The 21243-nt window shown below is 40.5% G+C and carries 20 protein-coding genes and 1 other RNA gene; 19 read left to right on the forward strand and 2 right to left on the reverse strand.

What is annotated here, in order from left to right; all coding sequences use genetic code 11:
* Positions 1 to 37: 37 nt before the first annotated feature.
* A non-coding RNA gene (gene ssrS, locus IQ283_RS07335) (6S RNA) lies at positions 38 to 221 on the forward strand.
* Positions 222 to 831: 610 nt separating this feature from the next.
* Here the strand turns inward: ssrS and IQ283_RS07345 are convergent.
* Positions 832 to 1500, reverse strand: a complete 669-nt coding sequence (locus IQ283_RS07345; RefSeq protein ID WP_194219436.1) for an RsfA family transcriptional regulator — start codon at positions 1498 to 1500, stop codon at positions 832 to 834.
* Positions 1501 to 1650: 150 nt separating this feature from the next.
* On the reverse strand, positions 1651 to 2994 hold the full coding sequence (locus tag IQ283_RS07350) for an AAA family ATPase (RefSeq protein WP_194219437.1): 1344 nt from the start codon (positions 2992 to 2994) through the stop codon (positions 1651 to 1653).
* Positions 2995 to 3141: 147 nt separating this feature from the next.
* On the opposite strand from IQ283_RS07350, the gene IQ283_RS07355 reads away from it, so the two are divergent.
* The 18 genes from IQ283_RS07355 (at position 3142) to IQ283_RS07440 (ending at position 21220) form a co-directional block, all read left to right on the forward strand.
* Entirely contained in the window at positions 3142 to 3849 is a 708-nt protein-coding gene (locus IQ283_RS07355; protein ID WP_194219438.1) for a YczE/YyaS/YitT family protein, read from the forward strand.
* Positions 3782 to 4201, forward strand: coding sequence for a cysteine metabolism transcriptional regulator CymR (gene cymR / locus IQ283_RS07360; protein ID WP_160918687.1), 420 nt, complete (start codon positions 3782 to 3784; stop codon positions 4199 to 4201). The genes IQ283_RS07355 and cymR overlap by 68 nt, the downstream gene beginning before the upstream one ends.
* A gap of 37 nt (positions 4202 to 4238) precedes the next feature.
* Positions 4239 to 5381, forward strand: coding sequence for a cysteine desulfurase family protein (locus tag IQ283_RS07365; protein WP_194219439.1), 1143 nt, complete (start codon positions 4239 to 4241; stop codon positions 5379 to 5381).
* Between the two features lie 44 nt (positions 5382 to 5425).
* Positions 5426 to 6541: a tRNA 2-thiouridine(34) synthase MnmA gene (gene mnmA, locus IQ283_RS07370; protein WP_194219440.1), complete on the forward strand. Its 1116-nt coding sequence runs from the start codon at positions 5426 to 5428 to the stop codon at positions 6539 to 6541.
* A 108-nt stretch (positions 6542 to 6649) separates the two neighbouring features.
* The gene (locus IQ283_RS07375; RefSeq protein ID WP_194219441.1) at positions 6650 to 7318 is read left to right on the forward strand and encodes a tetratricopeptide repeat protein; all 669 of its coding nucleotides are present in this window, start codon (positions 6650 to 6652) and stop codon (positions 7316 to 7318) included.
* A gap of 27 nt (positions 7319 to 7345) precedes the next feature.
* Positions 7346 to 9616: an SF1B family DNA helicase RecD2 gene (gene recD2, locus IQ283_RS07380; protein ID WP_194219442.1), complete on the forward strand. Its 2271-nt coding sequence runs from the start codon at positions 7346 to 7348 to the stop codon at positions 9614 to 9616.
* A gap of 177 nt (positions 9617 to 9793) precedes the next feature.
* Positions 9794 to 9982, forward strand: coding sequence for a hypothetical protein (locus tag IQ283_RS07385; RefSeq protein ID WP_194219443.1), 189 nt, complete (start codon positions 9794 to 9796; stop codon positions 9980 to 9982).
* A 29-nt stretch (positions 9983 to 10011) separates the two neighbouring features.
* The gene (locus IQ283_RS07390; protein WP_242057263.1) at positions 10012 to 11067 is read left to right on the forward strand and encodes an AI-2E family transporter; all 1056 of its coding nucleotides are present in this window, start codon (positions 10012 to 10014) and stop codon (positions 11065 to 11067) included.
* Positions 11068 to 11442: 375 nt separating this feature from the next.
* Positions 11443 to 14076 carry an alanine--tRNA ligase gene (alaS, locus tag IQ283_RS07395; protein ID WP_194219444.1) on the forward strand — a complete coding sequence of 878 codons (2634 nt, stop codon included), beginning with the start codon at positions 11443 to 11445 and terminating at the stop codon, positions 14074 to 14076.
* A 79-nt stretch (positions 14077 to 14155) separates the two neighbouring features.
* Entirely contained in the window at positions 14156 to 14419 is a 264-nt protein-coding gene (locus IQ283_RS07400; protein ID WP_048312684.1) for an IreB family regulatory phosphoprotein, read from the forward strand.
* 9 nt (positions 14420 to 14428) lie between these two features.
* The gene (gene ruvX, locus IQ283_RS07405; protein WP_194219445.1) at positions 14429 to 14848 is read left to right on the forward strand and encodes a Holliday junction resolvase RuvX; all 420 of its coding nucleotides are present in this window, start codon (positions 14429 to 14431) and stop codon (positions 14846 to 14848) included.
* Positions 14849 to 14860: 12 nt separating this feature from the next.
* Complete coding sequence (locus tag IQ283_RS07410; RefSeq protein ID WP_194219446.1) at positions 14861 to 15148, forward strand: DUF1292 domain-containing protein; 288 nt, start codon at positions 14861 to 14863, stop codon at positions 15146 to 15148.
* 273 nt (positions 15149 to 15421) lie between these two features.
* Positions 15422 to 16582 carry an endolytic transglycosylase MltG gene (gene mltG / locus IQ283_RS07415; protein WP_242057264.1) on the forward strand — a complete coding sequence of 387 codons (1161 nt, stop codon included), beginning with the start codon at positions 15422 to 15424 and terminating at the stop codon, positions 16580 to 16582.
* A gap of 86 nt (positions 16583 to 16668) precedes the next feature.
* Positions 16669 to 17313 (forward strand): O-methyltransferase, encoded by a 645-nt coding sequence (locus tag IQ283_RS07420; protein ID WP_194219447.1) that lies wholly within the window; start codon positions 16669 to 16671, stop codon positions 17311 to 17313.
* 60 nt (positions 17314 to 17373) lie between these two features.
* On the forward strand, positions 17374 to 18009 hold the full coding sequence (gene udk / locus IQ283_RS07425) for a uridine kinase (protein ID WP_194219448.1): 636 nt from the start codon (positions 17374 to 17376) through the stop codon (positions 18007 to 18009).
* An 82-nt stretch (positions 18010 to 18091) separates the two neighbouring features.
* Positions 18092 to 18568 (forward strand): transcription elongation factor GreA, encoded by a 477-nt coding sequence (greA, locus tag IQ283_RS07430; RefSeq protein WP_194219449.1) that lies wholly within the window; start codon positions 18092 to 18094, stop codon positions 18566 to 18568.
* A 148-nt stretch (positions 18569 to 18716) separates the two neighbouring features.
* Positions 18717 to 20444 carry a peptidoglycan D,D-transpeptidase FtsI family protein gene (locus tag IQ283_RS07435; RefSeq protein WP_206759436.1) on the forward strand — a complete coding sequence of 576 codons (1728 nt, stop codon included), beginning with the start codon at positions 18717 to 18719 and terminating at the stop codon, positions 20442 to 20444.
* An 80-nt stretch (positions 20445 to 20524) separates the two neighbouring features.
* Positions 20525 to 21220, forward strand: a complete 696-nt coding sequence (locus tag IQ283_RS07440; protein WP_194219451.1) for a DUF1510 family protein — start codon at positions 20525 to 20527, stop codon at positions 21218 to 21220.
* Positions 21221 to 21243 lie beyond the last annotated feature (23 nt).

The raw sequence follows: 21243 nt of genomic DNA on the forward strand, positions 1-21243 counted from the left end.
TTTGAAGGTCTGCTATAATTCAATTACAAGTTAACGAAGAGTCCTGAAGTGTTCGTTTACTTCCATAATAATTTGAGCCAACACTTTTACAACGGGAGCCTGACTCTTTCCATTCAAAGTACATGCCTCGGTAGCTGAGGACTTACGGAGAATGGGATAAGGCACCCACCTGCCAATGCAGGTTCAACGATTATGGAAAGGACGGCACAGTTGGGGCTCTTCTATTTTTATGACAATTAATAAAGCATCCGTTCATTTTGAACGGATGCTTTTTCTGTTTGAATGGTTTATTAAGTGTTCTAGTTCAAGAGTTCCAATATCTCCGTTTCTAAACGCTCGTCTCCGCTTTTCGTGTCCAGCTGCAGTGGGCAGACTCTCGGTCACTTCACCTTTTCATCCGAACACAAAGACCGTGTTCAAATGAAAAGGCTCCAGTGCCTGTCGTGTCTAAACGCCCACTTCCGCTTTTGGTGTCTAGTTGCGACTCACAGAAACTGCGATATTTCGCTCTTGAACTAGAACACAAAAGGCGTGTTCTAGTTCAAGAGCTCCAATATCTCCGTTTCTAAACGCTCGTCTCCGCTTTTCGTGTCTAGCTGCAGCGCCCAGCCTCTCGATCGCTTCACCCTCTAAAATGAACACAAAGAGCGTGTTCTTTTTAGAGGGTTCCAGCGCTTGTCGAGGCTAAACGGACGCTTCCGCTTTTCATGATCTAGCTGCAGTGGGCAGACCCTCGGTCACTTCACCTTTTCATCCGAACACAAAGACCGTGTTCAAATGAAAAGGCTCCAGTGCCTGTCGTGTCTAAACGCCCACTTCCGCTTTTCGTTTTCACCTTGCGACTTTTTCTAGGTTCCCATTCTTATCCATTTTGAATGTTGGGACGTTGTGGTCTTCGTTGTCGTTTAGGACGACCATTCTTCTGGCTCGGTCCATGATTTGGATGAGGGATTGGTAATCTTCTTTCATGATTTGTTGTTCGTTCTCGAGTGTTTTGATTTTTTGATGAAGAAGGGTGTTTTCTTCTTTTAGGTGTTGATTCTCTGATTCTAGTTTCTCGACATTTGTTCTAAGTCTGTTTGTTGAGGAAGCGGATTGTTCTAAGTTTGATAAGAATGAGATTACTTCTCTCATAGTCATTTCTTTTTTTATTTGTACCGGTTCGGTGTATGGTATTGAAGTTTCAATTAATGGTTGTGAGATTGGTTGTTCTTGGGTGGAAACAGTCGTATGTGTTTCTTTATTTGTGTATTCAGGCTGCCTTCGTTCGGCTCGTTTCATTTCTTTTCGCTGCTTTTTCGCTAGCTTTAAGGCCTGCTCGTATCTTTCGCGGACAATGGCATTCCAGCGGAATCCGACAGCGGCTGATGTGCGACTTAGTCGATCACCAACTTCATCAAAGGCTTTTAATTGCGTACTGCCTTCTCTTACATGCCGCAGCACTGTTTCGGCAAGCATTAAATCATCTTCATGAGACCAGGCATCTTGTCTTACTTTCATTTTCATTCAGCTCCTTTATGTGATTAACATTTTTGCGTTTTGAAAGTAATCATAGCTTTGCCAGTATGGAAGAATTTATACAGAAGTCTTGTAAATTTGAGGTAGATTGCAAGAGTGAATAGAAAAAACAGCAGAGCATAAGCCCTGCTGTTAAGATTTCTTGCTATCGGATTTGATGCGTTCAGCGAAATAATCAAGTCTCTTTTGGATCGTTCTTTCGTGCCCGCGCTCAGTAGGTTTATAGAACGTTTTTCTGACCATGTGATCAGGAAGGTACTGTTGAGGGACATATCCTCCTGGATAGTCATGCGGGAATTTGTAGTCAATCCCATGCCCTAGTTCTGAAGCTCCTTTGTAGTGTGAGTCACGTAAATGAATAGGAACTGTTCCGTTTTTTTCTTTTTTTACTGCTGCAAGTGCAGCATCTATACCTGAAATCACCCCATTGCTTTTTGGAGCGGTGGCAAGATATAACGCTGCTTCGGCTAGTGGAATTCTAGCTTCCGGCATACCGATAAATTCGACCGCATAGCTGGCCGCATGGGCAATCAGAAGTGCGTTGGGGTCGGCTAATCCAACATCCTCGGCAGCATGGACATAAAGGCGTCTCGCGATAAATCTAGGATCTTCACCTGCATAGATCATTTTTGCTAACCAGTAAAGCGTAGCGTCTGGATCAGATCCTCGTATACTTTTAATAAAGGCCGAAACGGTATCGTAGTGATTATCGCTATCCTTGTCATATTGAAGCACGCGTTGCTGGATGGATTCTTCTGCAATTGCAAGACTAATTACAAGCTTCCCATCTTTATTTGGAGTCGTTGTAAGGATGGCGAGTTCTAACGCGTTTAGAGCTGTTCTAGCGTCTCCATTAGAAACGTCTATGAGATGCTCAATGGCTTCATCCTCGATTTCAACATCGTACCTTCCAAAGCCGCGATCCTTATCGTTAATCGCCTGATAAAGAATGTTTTTAATAGTTGTTTCATTAAGATGTTCAAATCGAAATAATCTTGAACGAGAAAGAAGAGCCGCATTAATTTCAAACATTGGGCTTTCTGTTGTTGCTCCGATTAACACGATCGTTCCATCTTCAACAAAAGGAAGAAGTGCATCCTGCTGTGATTTATTAAAGCGATGGATTTCATCTATAAAGAGCACCGTTTTTTGATCATCAAGCTTTAAGCGATCTTTTGCTTCAGACGTGAGTCTTCTAATGTCAGCTACTCCTGAAGTAACAGCATTTAACTGTTCGAAATGAGCAGATGTAGTGTTGGCTATAATACGTGCAAGTGTTGTTTTACCGGTTCCTGGTGGACCGAAAAAAATCATTGGAGTAAGTTGATCAGCTTGGATGGCTCTTCTCAATAATTTGCCATCGCCAATAATATGGTCTTGGCCGATAAATTCTTCAATGGATCTAGGTCGCATTCTGCTAGCGAGAGGTCCAGAAGAAGTATTGTTGTTTTCTTTTGGGTAATCAAATAAATCCATAGAACACCCGTCCTTTCATAGTTAGTTGAAACATACTATACGGGTTTTGGAAATGCAAGAAAAACCGGTTCGTGCTATAATAGCGAAGGTTTACTAACAGAATCAATGGCTAAATAGATGATAGAAGATTGAGTTAAGAGGGATGAGATGAAACCAGATAACAAAGGCATACCATGGTTCTGGATGAGCTGGGGAATATTTGTATTAGGTCTTTTGGTTATGGCTTTTGGCATTTCTCTGATGATTAAAGCTGAATTCGGTAGCGCGCCATGGGATGTCTTCCATATTGGACTGTATCAGCAGTTTGGATTAACAATTGGCACATGGTCAATTCTAATTGGTTTTCTGATTATAGGCTCGACTTCATTATTAGATCGAACCTGGCCAAAATTAGGTGCTTTTCTAAACATGCTGCTCGTAGGTGTGTTTATCGATATTTATTTATGGGTTCCTTTTTTAAAAACTCCGGATCATTTGATAGGCAAATTGGTTATGCTTGTTAGTGGTATTCTGATCATGGGGTACGGCATCGGTCTCTATATTGCAGCAGATCGTGGAGCAGGTCCAAGAGATAGTTTAATGCTTGTATTAACAGAACGAACGGGATGGAAGGTACAACATATCCGACTTACTATGGAAATAGTTGTCCTTTCTCTTGGATGGCTTTTGAATGGTCCTATTCATGTGGGAACACTTTTGTTTTGTATTACGATAGGGCCAATTGTGGGTTATTCATTGCCACAGTGCAAAAAACTTGTGGCTCGATTGATAGAAAGAGGTGGCAGATTTGAAGATATCAACAAAAGGAAGATACGGATTAACAATTATGATGGAGTTAGCAAAAAAGCACGGTGATGGTCCGATTTCTTTAAAATCCATTGCTAGAAGCAAAGATTTATCAGAGCATTACCTTGAACAGCTAGTCGCTCCATTAAGAAATGCTGGTCTTGTTAAGAGTGTTAGAGGGGCATATGGTGGTTATATTCTAGCGCAAGAAGCAAGTTCAATTACAGCGGGAGATATCATTCGTGTTCTAGAAGGGCCCATTAGTCCTGTTGAAGTTATGGACGATGAAGAACCTGCTAAACGAGATCTGTGGTTAAAAATACGAGACGCTGTGAAAGATGTTCTCGATTCTACAACGCTAGAAGATCTTGCCACCTATGAAGGTGAAGGAGAGCAAGATAGTTATATGTTTTATATTTAGTAGCCGGCTCGCTGCTGGTAGTAAGAGGTGACTAATTATGAGTGCAATTTATATGGATCATGCTGCGACCTCTCCGGTCCATCCCGATGTTATTGAAGCGATGGTTTCATCACTAAAAAGTGATTTTGGTAATCCTTCAAGTATTCATCAGTTTGGCCGTAAGTCGCGTCATGCACTTGATGAAGCGAGAAATAATCTTGCGAGCAGTATTCATGCTCTAGCTAATGAAATTATTTTCACAAGTGGGGGTACAGAAGCAGATAATCTAGCAATTGTAGGAGCTGCTAAAGGAAACTTTGCTAAAGGAAACCATATTATCACAACAGAGATTGAGCATCATGCTGCACTGAATGCTTGTAAAGTACTTGAAAAAGAAGGATTTGTCGTAACGTACTTACCTGTAGATGAGAATGGTAGAATTTCTATAGATGATCTAGAAAAGGCGATTCGGCCAGAGACAATCTTAATAACAGTTATGTATGGTAATAATGAAGTTGGGACAGTACAGCCAATTGCAGAGATCGCCAGGTTGGCAAACGATTCTGATATTCTGTTTCATACCGATGCCGTCCAAGCGTATGGCTTAATCGATCTTGATGTAAAGCAACTTGGCGTAGATCTTCTTTCTGTTTCAGCACATAAAATCAACGGTCCAAAGGGCGTTGGCTTTCTTTATGTTAAGGATGGGACAAAGCTGTTGCCTCATTCATTTGGCGGTGAACAGGAGAGAAAACGACGAGCAGGTACGGAGAACGTTGCTGGCATTGTAGGAATGGAGAAGGCAGCTGAATTAATGCGGATTGATCGAGAAGCGAAAGTGGAGCTTTATCAGAATATGAAGCAAGTGATGCTAGGTATTTTTGAAGAAGCATCCATTCCTTATCGTATCAACGGTGATCAGGATCATATCCTTCCACATGTATTCAATGTTAGTTTTTTAGATGCAAAAGTGGAACCGATGTTAATGAATCTAGATCTTGCAGGTATTGCAGTATCGAGTGGTTCGGCCTGTACGGCTGGATCGCATGAACCTTCACATGTGTTGACAGCGATGTTTGGTGATAATGAGAGAACACAAACGGCCATTCGTTTTAGCTTTGGATATGGAAATGCAATTGAAGATGCCACAAAAGCTGCGAGTGAAGTCGTTAAGATTGTCAATCGTTTGAAGAAGTTATAAAATAGTCAGGACACAATTTGTGTTAAAGAAGAGGAGGTGCAACCATGGCAGCACGTAAGAATGAAGATATACGAGTCGTGGTTGGAATGTCCGGAGGTGTTGATTCATCAGTAGCTGCATTAATGTTGAAAGAACAAGGCTATGACGTGATCGGCATTTTTATGAAAAACTGGGACGACACCGACGAAAACGGGGTATGCACAGCAACAGAAGATTACGATGATGTTATTCGTGTATGCAACCAGATCGGCATTCCGTACTACGCAGTCAACTTCGAGAAGCAATACTGGGATAAAGTGTTTACTTATTTCCTAGATGAATATAAAGGTGGACGTACACCAAATCCTGATGTTATGTGCAACAAAGAAATTAAATTCAAAGCATTTCTTGAACATGCACTAACGCTTGGAGCAGATTACCTTGCGACAGGGCACTATGCGCAAGTGGTCGAACGCGACGGAGAAGTCAAAATGCTTCGTGGTGTAGACGACAATAAAGATCAAACTTACTTTTTGAATCAGCTCACGCAAGAGCAACTTTCTAAAGTAATGTTCCCACTTGGAGGCATCGAGAAGAAAAAAGTTCGAGAGATTGCGGAAGAAGCGGGTCTTGCTACAGCTAAGAAAAAGGATAGCACAGGAATTTGCTTTATCGGCGAGCGTAATTTCAAAGAATTTCTTGGACAATATCTTCCTGCTCAACCAGGCAAAATGATGACGCTTGGTGGAGAAGAAAAAGGACAGCATGATGGATTGATGTATTATACAATTGGTCAGCGTCATGGCCTTGGAATTGGTGGCGACGGTGAACCATGGTTCGTGGTAGGTAAGAATCTTGACGATAATGTTCTTTATGTTGACCAGGGTTTCCATAATGATCTCTTATACTCTGATTCCCTTATTGCAGTGAATTCAAGCTGGGTTTCGAATCTTCCGATAGAAGAGCATATCTCTTGCACAGCGAAATTCCGCTATCGTCAAAAAGATTCAGGCGTTACGGTGGAAAAGCTGGATGACGATCGCTTGAAAGTGACATTTGATGAACCAGTACGCGCTATTACACCTGGACAAGCCGTTGTTTTCTATAACGGTGATGAGTGTCTCGGCGGAGCAACGATTGATCAAGTATTTAAGAATGCAAGTGAACTAACATACGTTTAACAATTAGCCTCATTTCGAAATGAAATGAGGCTGTTTTTTGAGGTGGAGAAACCGCCGCTAACTTATGCTAAACTAGAGATTAAGTTAAAGAAATAAGGAGTTTTTTAAATGAGTAATAAAAATGAACAAGCGATTGAAGCAATGAATAATGGACAATTAGAAAAAGCTGTAACGCTACTTTATGAAGCAATAGAAGAGAATCCTAAAGATCCAGTTGCTTATACGAATATTGGAAATCTCCTCGCACAGGCAGGAGAAATTAAGCAGGCTGTCGCATATTTTGAAAAAGCGATTGATTTGGATGAAACGCAGGGGACTGCTTATTATGGCGCAGGAAACGCATTCTTTGAACTAGAGCAGTATAAAGACGCTGCAGATATGTACCAGAAAGCAATCCAACAGGGGCTTGACCAAAGTGATGTTCACTTTATGATTGGTCAGTGCTTTATGATGCAGGATGCACTTCGATTAGCATTACCTTTCTTCCAGAGAGCTGTTGAGCTCAATGAGGAAGATACGGAAGCGCGTTTTCAGTATGCACTTTGTCTCGCGCAAGATGGGGCAATCGATGTAGCGCTTCCTCAGTTTGAGAGAGTCGTTGAAGAGGATCCGGATCATGCCGATGCGTGGTTTAATTTAGGTGTGAGCTATGCTTATCAAGAAAATTTGACGAAAGCAATAAGCTGTTTTGATCGTGCACTCGCTATCCAACCAGATCATCTCTTAGCAGGAAACGGGAAGAAACAAATGGAACAAGCGATGAACAATAACAATTAAATTTTAAGTTATTGGAGAGAAGATCTTATGGATCAGCCACAAAAAGGGTATATCAAAGGAAGACCCATTCAAATGATTTTTTTTAATGAAGATAGTTTGTATGGAGTGGCAAGACTTCGGATTTCTGAAACGAACGAACCTTATGATGAGAAAGAAGTCGTCGTGAATGGAATGATTCCTCGACTTCTTGAAGATGAGACGTATGTATTTTACGGACGCTTTACGGATCATCCCCGTTATGGGAAACAGTATGCTGTTGAATCATTTGAGAGACAGATGCCTGAATCAAAGCCAGGGCTTATCCAATACTTATCTAGTGATTTATTCCATGGAATTGGTGAAAAGACAGCTGAATCGATTGTTGATGTGTTAGGTGAGCGCGCCATAGCTAAAATTATGCGTGATCCATCAATATTAAGTAAGGTTCCAAAGCTATCTGAAGAAAAAGCAAAGGGACTATATGATTCTCTAATGGAGCATCAGGGGCTTGACCAAATTATGATTCGATTAACTGAGTTAGGATTTGGACCGAGACTATCGATGAAAATTTTTAAAGCCTATAAGCAAGAAACGCTCGAGATTGTTGAGAAAAATCCATATCAGCTTATTCAAGATGTGGAAGGTATTGGTTTTCGACGTGCGGATGATTTAGGGAGATCGATTGGTATTGAAGGAAAGCATCCTGATCGCATTCGGGCAGCATGTCTTCATACGTTAAATGAACAAACGTTACAGGAGGGACATGTGTATCTTGAGTACGATGCATTGATTCAATCTGTGAATGAGTTACTAGGTGATAAGCTTGATGAAGCAGATATTTCAAGGGAACTGATCTCTCTTTACGAGAGTGATAAATTGATTCTTGATCGAGAGAGAATCTATTTACATTCACTTTACTATGCTGAAAAAGGTCTTGTGACTGGATTAAATAATGTGATGTCGCAAACGGAGTATGCTGACTCTTTTCCCGAATCTGAATTCTATCGCGCTCTAGGAGACCTTGAAGAACGACTTGGTATTCAATACGCTCCCTCACAGCGTGAAGCGGTACAAAAAGCAATCGCTTCTCCGTTTATGATTTTAACTGGCGGACCAGGTACGGGGAAAACCACGGTTATTAAAGGGATTGTGGAGCTCTATGCTGAGCTAAATGGACTTTCACTCGAACCGAAAGATTACTCAAAGGATAAGCCGTTTCCAGTGCTACTTGTAGCACCAACAGGAAGAGCAGCGAAACGGATGAGTGAAGCAACAGGACTACCGGCTTTTACGATACATAGATTACTTGGGTGGAAAGGTGAGGCGGGATTTGAGCATGATGAGAATAATCCGATTGAAGGCAGGTTGTTAATTGTCGACGAAGTATCCATGGTTGACGTGTGGCTTGCCAATCAATTATTTAAATCCTTACCATCTCAAATTCAAGTGATTGTTGTTGGTGATGAAGACCAACTTCCTTCGGTAGGGCCAGGACAGGTGCTCAAGGATATGATCGATTCACATGCAGTTCCCGTTAGTAAACTGACGGACATTTATCGACAAGCTGAAGGCTCTTCGATTATTGATCTCGCGCACTCTATTAAAGAAGGAGAGCTTCCAGAAGAGTTTCGGAAACCAACGCCTGATCGGAGGTTCTTTCCTTGTTCCCAAGCACAGATTATAGAGGTTGTCTCGCAAGTGTGTGGCAATGCATTAAAGAAGGGATACTCTCCTCGGGATATTCAAGTTCTGGCTCCAATGTATCGAGGATCGGCAGGAGTGGATCGGCTAAATCAGGAGCTTCAAAAGCTATTTAATCCTGCAACAGAGCAGCGAAGAGAGCTTTTGCATGGAGATCTCGTTTATCGAGTCGGTGATAAAGTTCTTCAACTTGTAAACAATCCTGAAGACAATGTCTACAATGGTGATATGGGCGAAGTAGTTTCTGTATTCTTTGCGAAAGAAAATATTGAAAAGCAGGATCAGCTTGTTGTTTCATTTGATGGACAAGAAGTAGTTTATGACAGGCCTGACTTTAATCAATTAACACATGCCTACTGCTGCTCCATTCATAAATCCCAGGGTAGTGAGTTTCCGATTGTTGTTCTTCCTATTGTAAGAGGGTATTATCGGATGCTACGAAAAAATCTTCTTTATACAGCCGTCACAAGGAGTAAGGATTATTTGATTTTATGTGGAGAAGAAGAGGCCATTAAACTAGCTATCCAAACAGAAGATGATCAGGTTCGAAACACGCAATTAACGGAGAAATTGCAAGAAATGATTGGGGAACAAAAGACAATTGAAGAGTCGATGTAGAAGCCAGAGAAAATCTCTGGCTTTTTTCTATTTAGCTTTACTAGGTAATTCACGCCTTATGAACATGAGGCTCTGTTGAAAAGAAGCGATTACTTTACAAATGCCGTATAGAATGATTTCAAACTGGACAGGATGGTGTATATCTTCTTAAATAGCTGGATTAGGAGGCATATGGAGATGGAATGTCCAAATTGTAAAAGTAAAAATATAGGGAAAATCGGGGCAAATCAATTCTATTGTTGGAACTGTTTTGTGGAAATGTCGATTATTAAAGGAGTTCTTTCCTTACACCAGGTGGAAGAGGACGGATCGCTGACATCCCTGGATGATTTATTTGAAGACTATGATATGCGAGTTGAGTTGTAGATGGTATTTGCTAGCAGGAGGGATTGACAGTGAAGCGTGAATGGAACCTGAACTGGATCATTTATTTAACGACCCTTCTGCTAGTTTTTTTATGCATTTATTTATTGCTGAAGCTTTCTCCAATTTGGGATCCGATCATCGATGTGTTAACTGTTTTAATTGTTCCATTTTTAATTGCTTCTCTTATAACTTATTTGCTTCATCCCATTGTAGAGAAAATTCATAAAGAAGGTTTGCCAAGAGGGATAGCTGTACTTTTAATCTATGTTCTGTTTTTTGGAGGTACTGGCTATGCAATTTTTAAGGGGCTACCTCATATTGTGAAACAGTCACAGGAGTTAATGGAGAACGTTCCAATGTTCATTGATATGTATCGGGATGCTGTGCATCATACATATGACTTCACTTCAAATTTACCTCCTGCTTTACAAGGAAAGGTTGATCAAACTTTTCAGGATGTTGAAGATGCTGTTAACAATACATTGACATTGGCGGTTGAATTAGCAAAGAAGTTACTTAGTTCTTTTTTTGTCATTATGATTATTCCTTTCATCGTGTTCTATTTACTGAAGGATTTTGAGACGTTAAAAAAAACAGCATGGAGAATAACGCCACCTAAGTGGAGAGCACCCGGAAAGAACCTACTCATCCGAATTGATGAATCGCTTGGTAATTATATTCGAGGTCAATTTTTTGTCATTTCGGTGTTAGGTGTTCTTGCGGCACTGGGGTTCTGGTTGATTAAGCTTCCATATGCAATTCTACTGGGGATTATCGTTGGTATAACGGATATTATCCCATACTTTGGACCTTTTCTTGGCGCGGCTCCAGCACTATTAATTGCATCGACCGTTTCAGTTAAAATGACGATCATTACGATTATCGTTATTGTGGTTCTTCAGTTTATTGAAAGTAATATTCTATCGCCCTATATTGTTGGGAAAAGTCTGCACATTCACCCGGTCATCATAATTTTTGGACTTCTTGCAGGGGGAGAGATTGCTGGCGTAATCGGACTAATTCTTGCAGTGCCTGCTCTTGCGGTTCTGAAAGCACTCTTTCTCTATCGAAACGAAGATGAATGAAGCAATTGACAAACGAATGCTGCTCTGACTATAATAATCCCAGAGATTAAGAATTAAACACATTGACGGAACGAGTATGTTGACCCCTATTCTTGAATACGAACTGTATTCGTTAGAGAGAAGCTCCCTGGCTGTAAGAGCTTTAAGAACAAGATCAGCAGAAAGCTAATCCTGAGTGCGGGTTAATCCCCGCCGTCTCGACCTCGTTACGGTCGCTTGAGGTGATAGACAGTTTTGTCTATAACCAGGGTGGTACCGCGTGAGCATTTAAACAAAACTCTCGTCCCTGATTTATTCAGGGGTGAGAGTTTTTTTGCGTTCAAAAAACACCACCACCAACATCCATTACTGAGTAACTAAAGGAGGATAATTAGTATGAAGAACTTATCATCAGCAGATGTAAGACAAATGTTTATCGATTTCTTTAAAGAAAAAAGTCATTCGGTGGAACCAAGTGCATCTCTAGTTCCACATGAGGATCCAACTTTACTGTGGATCAATAGTGGTGTAGCTACGCTTAAAAAATATTTTGACGGTCGCGTAACACCTGACAACCCAAGAATTGTAAATGCTCAAAAATCAATTCGTACAAACGATATTGAGAATGTAGGCAAAACAGCACGCCATCATACGTTCTTTGAAATGCTTGGGAACTTCTCTATCGGAGATTATTTTAAAGAAGAAGCGATTGAATGGGGATGGGAATTCCTAACTAGCGAGAATTGGATTGGATTTGATGCTGATAAATTATCTGTCACAATTCATCCGGAAGATGATGAAGCATTTACCATTTGGAAAGAGAAAATTGGACTTCCAGAAGAGCGTATCATCCGTCTAGAGGGTAACTTCTGGGATATCGGGGAAGGGCCAAGTGGACCTAATACGGAAATTTTCTATGATCGTGGAGAAGAGTATGGTTTCGAAGATCCTAAAGAAGAACTTTATCCTGGTGGAGAGAATGAGCGTTATCTTGAAATCTGGAACCTTGTTTTCTCCCAATTTAATCATAACCCTGATGGTACTTATACACCATTACCTAAGAAGAATATTGATACGGGCATGGGACTTGAACGAATGGTATCGGTTATTCAGGATGCAAAAACAAACTATGATACAGACCTCTTTATGCCAACCATTCGTGAAACAGAGCGAATGGCAGAAGTGAACTATGGAGATTCCAGAGAGGGAGATACAGCATTTAAGGTAGTCGCTGATCATATTCGAACAGTTACATTTGCCATTGGTGACGGTGCCCTTCCATCGAACGAAGGTCGCGGATATGTACTAAGAAGATTACTTAGAAGAGCAGTTCGGTTCGCTAAGCAAATTGGTATTAACCGTCCATTCATGTATGAACTTGTACCAGTCGTTGGGGACATCATGGTTGAATTCTATCCTGAAGTTAATGTGAAGAAGGAATTCATCCAAAAAGTAATTAAGAATGAAGAAGACCGCTTCTATGAAACATTAAATGAAGGACTCTCAATTCTTTCAGACATTATGAAGAAAGAAAAAGAAGCTGGTAATCATGTCATCTCTGGTAGCGATGTGTTTCGACTTTATGATACGTACGGTTTCCCTGTGGAATTAACGGAGGAATATGCTGAAGAAGAAGGCATGGAAATTGATCGTACAGGTTTCGAACAGGAAATGGGAATGCAGCGTAAACGTGCTAGAGATGCTCGTCAGGATGTAGGTTCCATGCAGGTTCAAGGTGGCGCGCTTGGCGACATTTCAGTCGAAAGCGATTTTGTCGGTTATGAAGAGCGGTCTGTTGATACAGAAGTAGTCGCAATCATAAAAGATAAAGAGCTGACTGAGGTAGCGTCAGAAGGCGACGAAATCCAGGTTATTCTCCAAAGCACGCCTTTCTATGCTGAAAGCGGCGGGCAAGTTGCAGATCCTGGTATCATTCGTGGTGAAGATGTTCAACTTCGCGTAACGGATGTACAAAAAGCGCCAAATGGCCAACACGTCCATACGGCGGTTGTAGAATCTGGAACGATAAAAACTGGAGCAAAAATAATAGCTGAAATCAATCGTTCAAACCGTTCTGCAATTGTAAAGAATCATACGGCAACTCACTTGCTTCATCAGGCTTTAAAAGATGTTCTTGGTGAGCATGTAAACCAGGCTGGTTCACTCGTTGGTTCAGAGCGACTTCGCTTTGACTTCTCTCACTTTGGACAGATTACATCTGAAGAGCTTGAAGAGATTGAAAAACAAGTGAATGATCAAATTTGGGCTAATATTCCAGTGAATACGATGGTAAAGCCTATTGACGAAGCTAAAGCAATGGGAGCTATGGCATTGTTTGGTGAAAAGTATGGAGATTCTGTTCGCGTTGTACGTGTTGGTGATTATAGTCTTGAACTATGTGGAGGTACACACGTTCAAAATACAGCAGAAATTGGATTGTTTAAAATTCTTTCTGAATCAGGCATTGGTGCAGGAACGCGTCGTATTGAAGCTGTGACAAGCGAAGGAGCTTACCAGGTTCTAAATCAACAAGTATCAATTTTGAAAAATACGGCTGACTTGTTAAAATCAAATGTGAAGGATGTTCCATCAAGAACAGAAGCACTACTTGGTCAGATTCGTGAATTACAACGCCAAAATGACTCATTGACGTCAAAACTTGCAAATGTTGAGGCAAAACAGATGGCAGGAGATGTTCAAGAAGTAGACGGTGTGAAAGTAGTTGCTAAACGCATCGATACAGATATGAATAACCTTCGTAGTATTGTCGATGATCTGAAGGCACAGATTGGCAGTGTCATTGTTGTACTTGGTAGCGGTGCAGACGGGAAGGTTCAGTTAGCTGCTGGAATTACAGATGACCTCGTAAAAGAGGGGTATCATGCAGGGAAATTGATTAAAGAGCTTGCTACTCGCTGTGGTGGCGGTGGCGGTGGCCGACCGGATATGGCGCAGGCAGGTGGCAAAAATCCAGAGAAACTGGATGATGCTCTTGCTTACACAACAGATTGGGTGAAATCCATTTCCTAATTTGGTTTTAGTAGTGTACAATAAGAATTAGTTGACTAGTTACGATTCTAGATGGGGATCGGAGAAAGAGGTGTAAGGAATGAGTTCGATGGACAAAACAATGAAATTTAATTTTCCAGACGACGCATATAATCATGATGTCCAGGAAGTGTTACTCACCGTCTATAGTGCTCTTCAAGAAAAGGGCTATAATCCGATTAACCAGATCGTGGGTTACCTCCTTTCTGGGGATCCGGCTTACATTCCGAGACACAATGATGCGAGAAGCTTAATTCGTAAGCTTGAAAGAGACGAATTAATTGAAGAGCTTGTGAAATCGTATCTTACTCATCATCAGGGATAAGGAGACAGCATGAAAACACTTGGATTGGATGTCGGTACAAAAACAATCGGCGTAGCGCTAAGCGATGCGATGGGGTGGACGGCACAGGGATTAGAAACCGTGAAACGTAACCCAGAAGTGCAGGATGTGATTCCTGATCGTTTAATGGAAATCATTAATGGGAATGATGTCAGCAAGATTGTCGTTGGACTTCCTAAAAACATGAATGGCTCAATTGGTCCGAGTGGCGAAGCCTGCCAGGCATTTGCAGAACTTATTCAGACAACGACTAATATTCCAGTTGACATGTGGGATGAAAGACTAACAACCGTCGCTGCAGAACGCATGCTGATTAGTGCTGATGTGAGTCGTAAGAAGCGTAAGAAAGTGATCGACAAAATGGCTGCTGTTATGATTCTGCAAGGATACTTAGACAGCAAGCAAAATTAATGAGGTGAAAACATGGAGGAAAAAGAACGTATTATCATTCCAGATGAAAATGGAGACGAGCATCTATTTGAAGTTCTCTTTACATTTGATGTAGCTGAGAACGGTCAATCTTATATGACTGTAGTTCCTGCTGATCAAGCTGATAGTGAAGAGGAAGTGGAAGTTTATGCTTTCCGCTATGAAGAAGAGGACAATGAAGAGCGAGACTATAAGCTTTTCCCTATTGAATCAGATAAGGAATGGGAAATGGTCGAGGAAATGCTCAACACTTTCTCTGAAGAAGAAGAAGATAGCGAGTAAATTTCAATCAAAAGCTGCCGGTGAAAATCGGCAGCTTTTTTTCTTGATTATACGTTTAGAATTACTGTCTCATGATCGGTTTGAGTAAGATTTCTTATGTGTTTGGATACCTTAGGGCAAAGAATCTTCTTACTGTTTTTTGGAAATGACTACAAACCTTTCAAATAACCTTGTATAATACATAATGGATAATTTTTGGCGAACGTTGGCATCCTTGCCGACAATATGTCGACATATAGTATAATAGATGAAGAATGAAAGGGGGCCACGGCGTTGTCTGATTTTAAGGACTTGTATAAAGAGAAGCTTATGAAGCGCCAGACCGAGAATCAAACGGTAAGAAAAATAGTGTTTATCATTTTACTGCTTTTAACCATAACGGTGGCTGCCGTTATAACAGGTGGTTACTTCTACATAAAAAACATACTCGAACCAGTTGATTCTGATAGCAAAGAAAAAGCAGCTGTGACTATTCCAATTGGATCTTCAACATCTTCAATTGGAGCTAAACTGGAAGAAGAAGGCATCATTAAAGATGGCACAGCTTTCCGTTATTACGTGAAATATAAGAATGAAAGCGGCTTTCAAGCAGGTGATTATGAACTTTCACCTTCTATGACGATGGATGAAATTATTGCCATTATGAAGAGTGGGAAAGTAATGAAAGAAGCTGTTGCCACTATATCTGTACCAGAAGGAATCTGGTTAGAAGACATAGCTGCTCGTATTGCGAAGGAACTTGACTTAAAGCAAGAAGATGTTATTAAGAAATTAGATGATGAGAAATACATGAAAGCTTTAGTGAATGAATATTGGTTTTTAACAGAAGATATTTTAAATGAAGACATTCGTCATCCGTTAGAGGGTTATCTCTTCCCTGCTACTTATGATTTTGAAGAAGAACCTTCAGTGGAAGTCGTTGTGAAAGATATGTTAGACAAAACTGATAGCGTCTTAAAAAAATATCGCTCTGAAATAGAAGATCGTGATTATTCCATCCATGAAATGATGACACTTGCTTCGATCATTGAAGAAGAAGCGTCAGCAAAAGCTGATCGAACAAAAATTTCGAAGGTGTTTTATAATCGTCTTGATAAGAATATGATCTTACAAACAGATCCTACAGTTGTATATGCGAGAGGAGAGCAATCAGGAGAAATCACCCAGGATGATCTTGATGCAAAGTCGCCTTATAATACGTATAAGCAAAAAGGTCTGCCGATTGGCCCTATTGCCAACCCTGGTGAGTCGTCAATCATAGCGGCAATAGAACCAGCCGATACAGAAGCACTTTATTTCTATGCTCGACCGAGTGGCGAAACGCTGTTCTCAGAGACTAATGAAGAGCACAATAAGAAAGTTGCTAAGTATAAGGAAGAGTGGACAGAGTATTATAAGAAGAAAGAGAAAGAAGAGAAAGAAAAAGAAGAATAAGAAATTTATGGGGAATGGCGAGTAAGACTACCATTCCCCTTTCGATTATGATAAAATTATTCGGGTTACATGAAGGAGGACCGATCATGATATCCGATCATGTGGAACAATATCTGGAATCTTTACGCCCGAATCGAGAAGACTTAATAAAAGAGATAGAAGAATATGCACGGGAAAAACATGTTCCAATTATGGAACAAACGAGTCTTGATGTGATGCTTCAACTCCTGACCTTTTTGAAACCGGGCCGAATATTGGAAATTGGTGCAGCCATTGGCTACTCAGCAATCCGTATGGCTGAGCGTTTGCCAGATACTGCTATACTTACTGTTGAACGAGATGAAACTCGTTATAATGAAGCGATCGCAAATATTGAAAAAGCAGGATACTCTGATAGAATAACCGTTTTATTTGGGGATGCATTTGAGCTGGCTGATGAGCTTAAGAGCTATGGTTCATATCAAGCGCTCTTCATTGACGCGGCCAAAGGTCAGTACCAGCGTTTTTTTGATGAATTTTATGATGAATTAGAAAAGGGCGGAGTAGTGTTTTCGGATAATATTCTCTTTAGAGGTATGGTAGCAGAAGAGGAGATCGAAGAGAAGCGCTTTAGATCAATGGTAAAAAAGCTCCGTCTTTATAATGAATTTTTAATATCCCATCCCGAACTAGATACTACAATATATCCTATTGGAGATGGATTAGCTGTTAGTCAGCGTAAAAACTCATGATGAAGAAAAGCCGACGTACGTATGTACGAGCGGTTTTTCTATAATAGAAGGGGAAGAATTATGGTTAATAGACCCGTAGTAATTGGTGTTGCCGGAGGTTCAGGCTCAGGTAAAACCACTGTAACAAGAGAGATATTTAAACAGTTTGCTGATCAATCAGTGTTAGTCATTGAACAGGATTCTTATTATAAAGATCAGAGTGAAAAGTCAATGCCTGAAAGACTAGGTACAAACTATGACCATCCACTAGCGTTCGATAATGACCTGTTAATTGACCATGTGAAAGAACTAATGTTATATAACCCTATTCAAAAACCTGTCTATGACTATACAGTTCACACAAGATCTGATAAAATTATCCCTGTCGAACCAAAAGATGTCATTATTTTGGAAGGTATCCTAATTCTTGAAGATGAACGTCTCCGTGATTTAATGGATATTAAGCTATTTGTAGACACGGATGCTGATCTCCGTATTTTAAGAAGAATGGTTCGGGATATCCGTGACAGAGGGAGAACGCTTGATTCTGTTGTAGAGCAATATACTTCAGTTGTTCGCCCCATGCATCTTCAGTTTATAGAACCTACAAAGCGTTACGCAGATATTATTGTTCCAGAAGGCGGGCAGAATAGAGTAGCCATCGACCTAATGGTAACGAAGATTCATACGATACTCGAAGATAAAGCCATGTTATAACGATTAAACGAGGTATATTTACCTCTTTTTTTCATACAGTTTATTACGATTGATGCCCTTAATTGATGAAGGAGTGAAAGAAATGGCAGAGGATAAAAAGTATTACATGACACAAGATGGTAAAGAAAAGCTTGAAAAGGAACTTGATTCCCTTAAAACAGAGAAAAGAAAAGAAGTAGTAGAACGAATTAAAATTGCTCGTAGTTTTGGAGATCTATCTGAGAACTCTGAGTATGACGCTGCAAAAGATGAGCAGGCATTTGTCGAGGCGCGTATTCAAACAGTTGAAAATATGATTCGTAATGCTGAAATTATTGAAGAAGACAATAGCTCATCGAATGTTGTATCAATAGGTAAGCGGGTTAAATTTGTTGAGATTCCAGATGGAGATGAAGAAGAATATATTATCGTTGGTAGTGCTGAAGCTGATCCATTTGAAGGGAAAATTTCAAATGACTCACCTATGGCAAGAAGTCTTCTCGGCCGTCAAATTGGAGAAAAGGTTAACGTGCAAACTCCAGGCGGAGAAATTCGCGTTGAAATTCTAGAAGTTAGCTAATAAATGCAATGTTTAAAAAGACAGCCAATCCGGCTGTCTTTTTCTATGGAATATCAATTGAATTAAAGTTATAAGTCAACAGCAAGTCCCAGGTTACTTATGTTTGAAATAGGGGACATCGGTCGACACTCATATAGAGGTGAGTGGTATGAGTAGGAGAAGGGTGACCGGAGTTGGTTTCCTCTTTATGTGCTTGATGTTCGTGCTAGTTGGGCGATTGATTCAGCTACAATTAGTTGAAACGGAATCTTATTCAAAGCATGAAGTGAATTTAATAGAAGCTAGCATCGATCAGCGTACCCAATCTTATGTACTAGATGAAGGAAGGGGAACGATGCTAGATCGAAATGGTATTCCGATGAGTGAGACCATTCCAGCTTTGGTTCTATTTCCGTTTTTGAAAGATCGGGACTGGCCGATTGAAGAGGTAGCAAAGATTATAAAGACTTCTCCTGATGAAATCGACCGCTCTTTTGATAAGCGAAAGCAACCATTTAATTATGAAAAAAGACTAACATCTGAACAGATGAGGCAAATAAACGAATTAAGTATTCCGGGTGTTTACGCTGTAAATAAACCATTGAACGAAAATCCGTTAGCTGCTCATGTTATTGGAAGTGTAAGACCAAATCCAGATCTAATCAAATCGAAATATCCTGAGAAATGGGCAGAAGGAATAATTAATGAACACACTAAATTAGGTATTTCAGGACTCCAGGCTGCTTTTGATCCCTTTTTAATATCTGAAGGAGATACCACACTCCTTTATCATGCTGATCGTCAGGGAAATCCTCTACTCGGACTTGATGTGAAGCTTTTTTCAACAACAGACTCTTTCTACCCCCTTCAAGTGAAGACAACGTTGGATATGGAGATCCAGAACAGTCTTGAGGAAGCGGTAGATGAAGCAGGTATTACAAATGGTGGAGCAGTTTTACTTGATATCGAATCGAACAATCTTATTGGAATGGTGAGTCGTCCTCTCTTTGAATCGGATGATCCACTTGGAAAAGGCGCAGTCAATCAAATGGTAAAAGGATATTTTCCAGGTTCGGTATTTAAAACGATTATTCTAGCAGCTGCCTATGAGAACGGGATAAAAGACACCCGCACATTCAACTGTGATCTAAATTTATATCGAGATGGACCTGGGAACCGTGACCTAGGAATCATGAACCTAAAGAGTAGCTTTGCAGCTAGCTGCAATGCCGCTTTCACAGAACTTGCTGAAGAGCTCATCAAACTTGATCCGGATGTGATTGAAAATACTGCAACAAAACTAGGGATTGGCAAAACTGTTGGTTGGGAAGATATGCTCTATCATTACGAAGATTTTAAACAGTTTCCCGACGAGTCGGAACCGGTCTTTTTTAAAGATGATAAAGATAAAGTTGTGATTAAGGCGATTGACCAAACAGCGATTGGGCAATTAAATGTTAAGTTAAGTCCACTGGCTATCGCCAATATGATGGGGACAATTGGAAGAGAGGGAGAAGCAAAACAGGTGAGGGCCGTTAGTGACATACTTTATAAAAATGGCACAACTTTCCTTAGTTTTAGTGAAAGAAACTTGAACGGAAAACTTTCGAATAAGGTAGTAAAGTCACTACAAGAATCGCTTCGAGAAGTAGTTGTAAGTGGAACCGGTCGTACATATTTAGCTGATTTACCAGTAAAAGTAGCTGGTAAGTCAGGTACTGCTGAACTTGGTGAAGATTTGTCATTTGATCATCAGTGGTTCGCTGGTTACTTTCCTTATGATTCTCCAAAGTATGCTTTGGTTGTTGTTGATTTCGAACGAAAGGAGAAAGAATATAAAACTTATGAAGCTTTTGCTTCAATCGTTAAGCTGTTGCAACAATTTGAGAGACAATAACGAAACAAAAGTCAAGCCTTCTACGAATCATTTAGAGATGATAAAATAAGAGCAACAGCTAAATAGAGGAGTGGATGGGTTTGAGATCACGATATGGGGACCGACATTCAAAGAGAAAACAAAATATCGTATTAAATAGTTTAATTGGAATTGTTCTCGCAGTGATACTTGTACTTGTTGCCAACATTGTGTTTACGGGTAACGACTCTCAACAAACAGCAAGTGAAGAACAACCACCAGCACAAACAAGTTCAGATGAAAAATCGAATAAGAGCAGTGACGATTCCATTACTTCTGATGAAGCCGACTCGAAGGATTCAGAGTCCAATGATTCAGATTCTGACAGTAACGCTAATCAAGATAGTTCAAAAGATGAAAGTACTGACGAAGAGAAAGAAAAAGAAGAGAACGAAAAAGAAGAGAACGATAAAGAGAAAGAAGATAAAGAAGACCAGGACAAAGAGGAAGCTGATCAAGAGCCAGGTGAACCAAATCTTGAAGGACCGTGGGAGCCTGTGGGTACAGTGCAATCAGGTCCACATAAATCCAGTTATACCAAAGGTACTGATGACTGGAATGAAAAAATAAAAGCTGCAGAATCTGTTATGGGTCTATCAGAAGATCAAATGACGATCTGGAGAATAGGTGGTAATGGTGGGCCACAAAAGTCCTTTGCACGTGTTAGTAAAGCAGGATCTGGAAATCAAGTCTATTACATCGAACTTGAGTGGGTTGATGGAGAAGGTTGGAAGCCGGTTAGTGTTAAGCCAGAATAACAAAAAGCAGGAGCAAATGCTCC

It is taken from the genome of Pseudalkalibacillus hwajinpoensis, assembly GCF_015234585.1.
In the GTDB taxonomy this organism is placed as follows: Bacteria; Bacillota; Bacilli; order Bacillales; family Guptibacillaceae; genus Guptibacillus; species Guptibacillus hwajinpoensis_B.

Bases quoted from the DNA above. Each gene is read 5' to 3' on its own strand.
- udk (WP_194219448.1), top strand. From the start codon at position 17,374: ATGGTTAATAGACCCGTAGTAATTGGTGTTGCCGGAGGTTCAGGCTCA.
- IQ283_RS07365 (WP_194219439.1), top strand. From the start codon at position 4,239: ATGAGTGCAATTTATATGGATCATGCTGCGACCTCTCCGGTCCATCCC.
- mnmA (WP_194219440.1), top strand. From the start codon at position 5,426: ATGGCAGCACGTAAGAATGAAGATATACGAGTCGTGGTTGGAATGTCC.
- IQ283_RS07350 (WP_194219437.1), bottom strand. From the start codon at position 2,994: ATGGATTTATTTGATTACCCAAAAGAAAACAACAATACTTCTTCTGGA.
- IQ283_RS07355 (WP_194219438.1), top strand. From the start codon at position 3,142: ATGAAACCAGATAACAAAGGCATACCATGGTTCTGGATGAGCTGGGGA.
- IQ283_RS07385 (WP_194219443.1), top strand. From the start codon at position 9,794: ATGGAATGTCCAAATTGTAAAAGTAAAAATATAGGGAAAATCGGGGCA.
- greA (WP_194219449.1), top strand. From the start codon at position 18,092: ATGGCAGAGGATAAAAAGTATTACATGACACAAGATGGTAAAGAAAAG.
- IQ283_RS07345 (WP_194219436.1), bottom strand. From the start codon at position 1,500: ATGAAAGTAAGACAAGATGCCTGGTCTCATGAAGATGATTTAATGCTT.
- IQ283_RS07435 (WP_206759436.1), top strand. From the start codon at position 18,717: ATGAGTAGGAGAAGGGTGACCGGAGTTGGTTTCCTCTTTATGTGCTTG.
- IQ283_RS07420 (WP_194219447.1), top strand. From the start codon at position 16,669: ATGATATCCGATCATGTGGAACAATATCTGGAATCTTTACGCCCGAAT.
- IQ283_RS07400 (WP_048312684.1), top strand. From the start codon at position 14,156: ATGAGTTCGATGGACAAAACAATGAAATTTAATTTTCCAGACGACGCA.
- alaS (WP_194219444.1), top strand. From the start codon at position 11,443: ATGAAGAACTTATCATCAGCAGATGTAAGACAAATGTTTATCGATTTC.
- recD2 (WP_194219442.1), top strand. From the start codon at position 7,346: ATGGATCAGCCACAAAAAGGGTATATCAAAGGAAGACCCATTCAAATG.
- IQ283_RS07375 (WP_194219441.1), top strand. From the start codon at position 6,650: ATGAGTAATAAAAATGAACAAGCGATTGAAGCAATGAATAATGGACAA.
- IQ283_RS07410 (WP_194219446.1), top strand. From the start codon at position 14,861: ATGGAGGAAAAAGAACGTATTATCATTCCAGATGAAAATGGAGACGAG.
- ruvX (WP_194219445.1), top strand. From the start codon at position 14,429: ATGAAAACACTTGGATTGGATGTCGGTACAAAAACAATCGGCGTAGCG.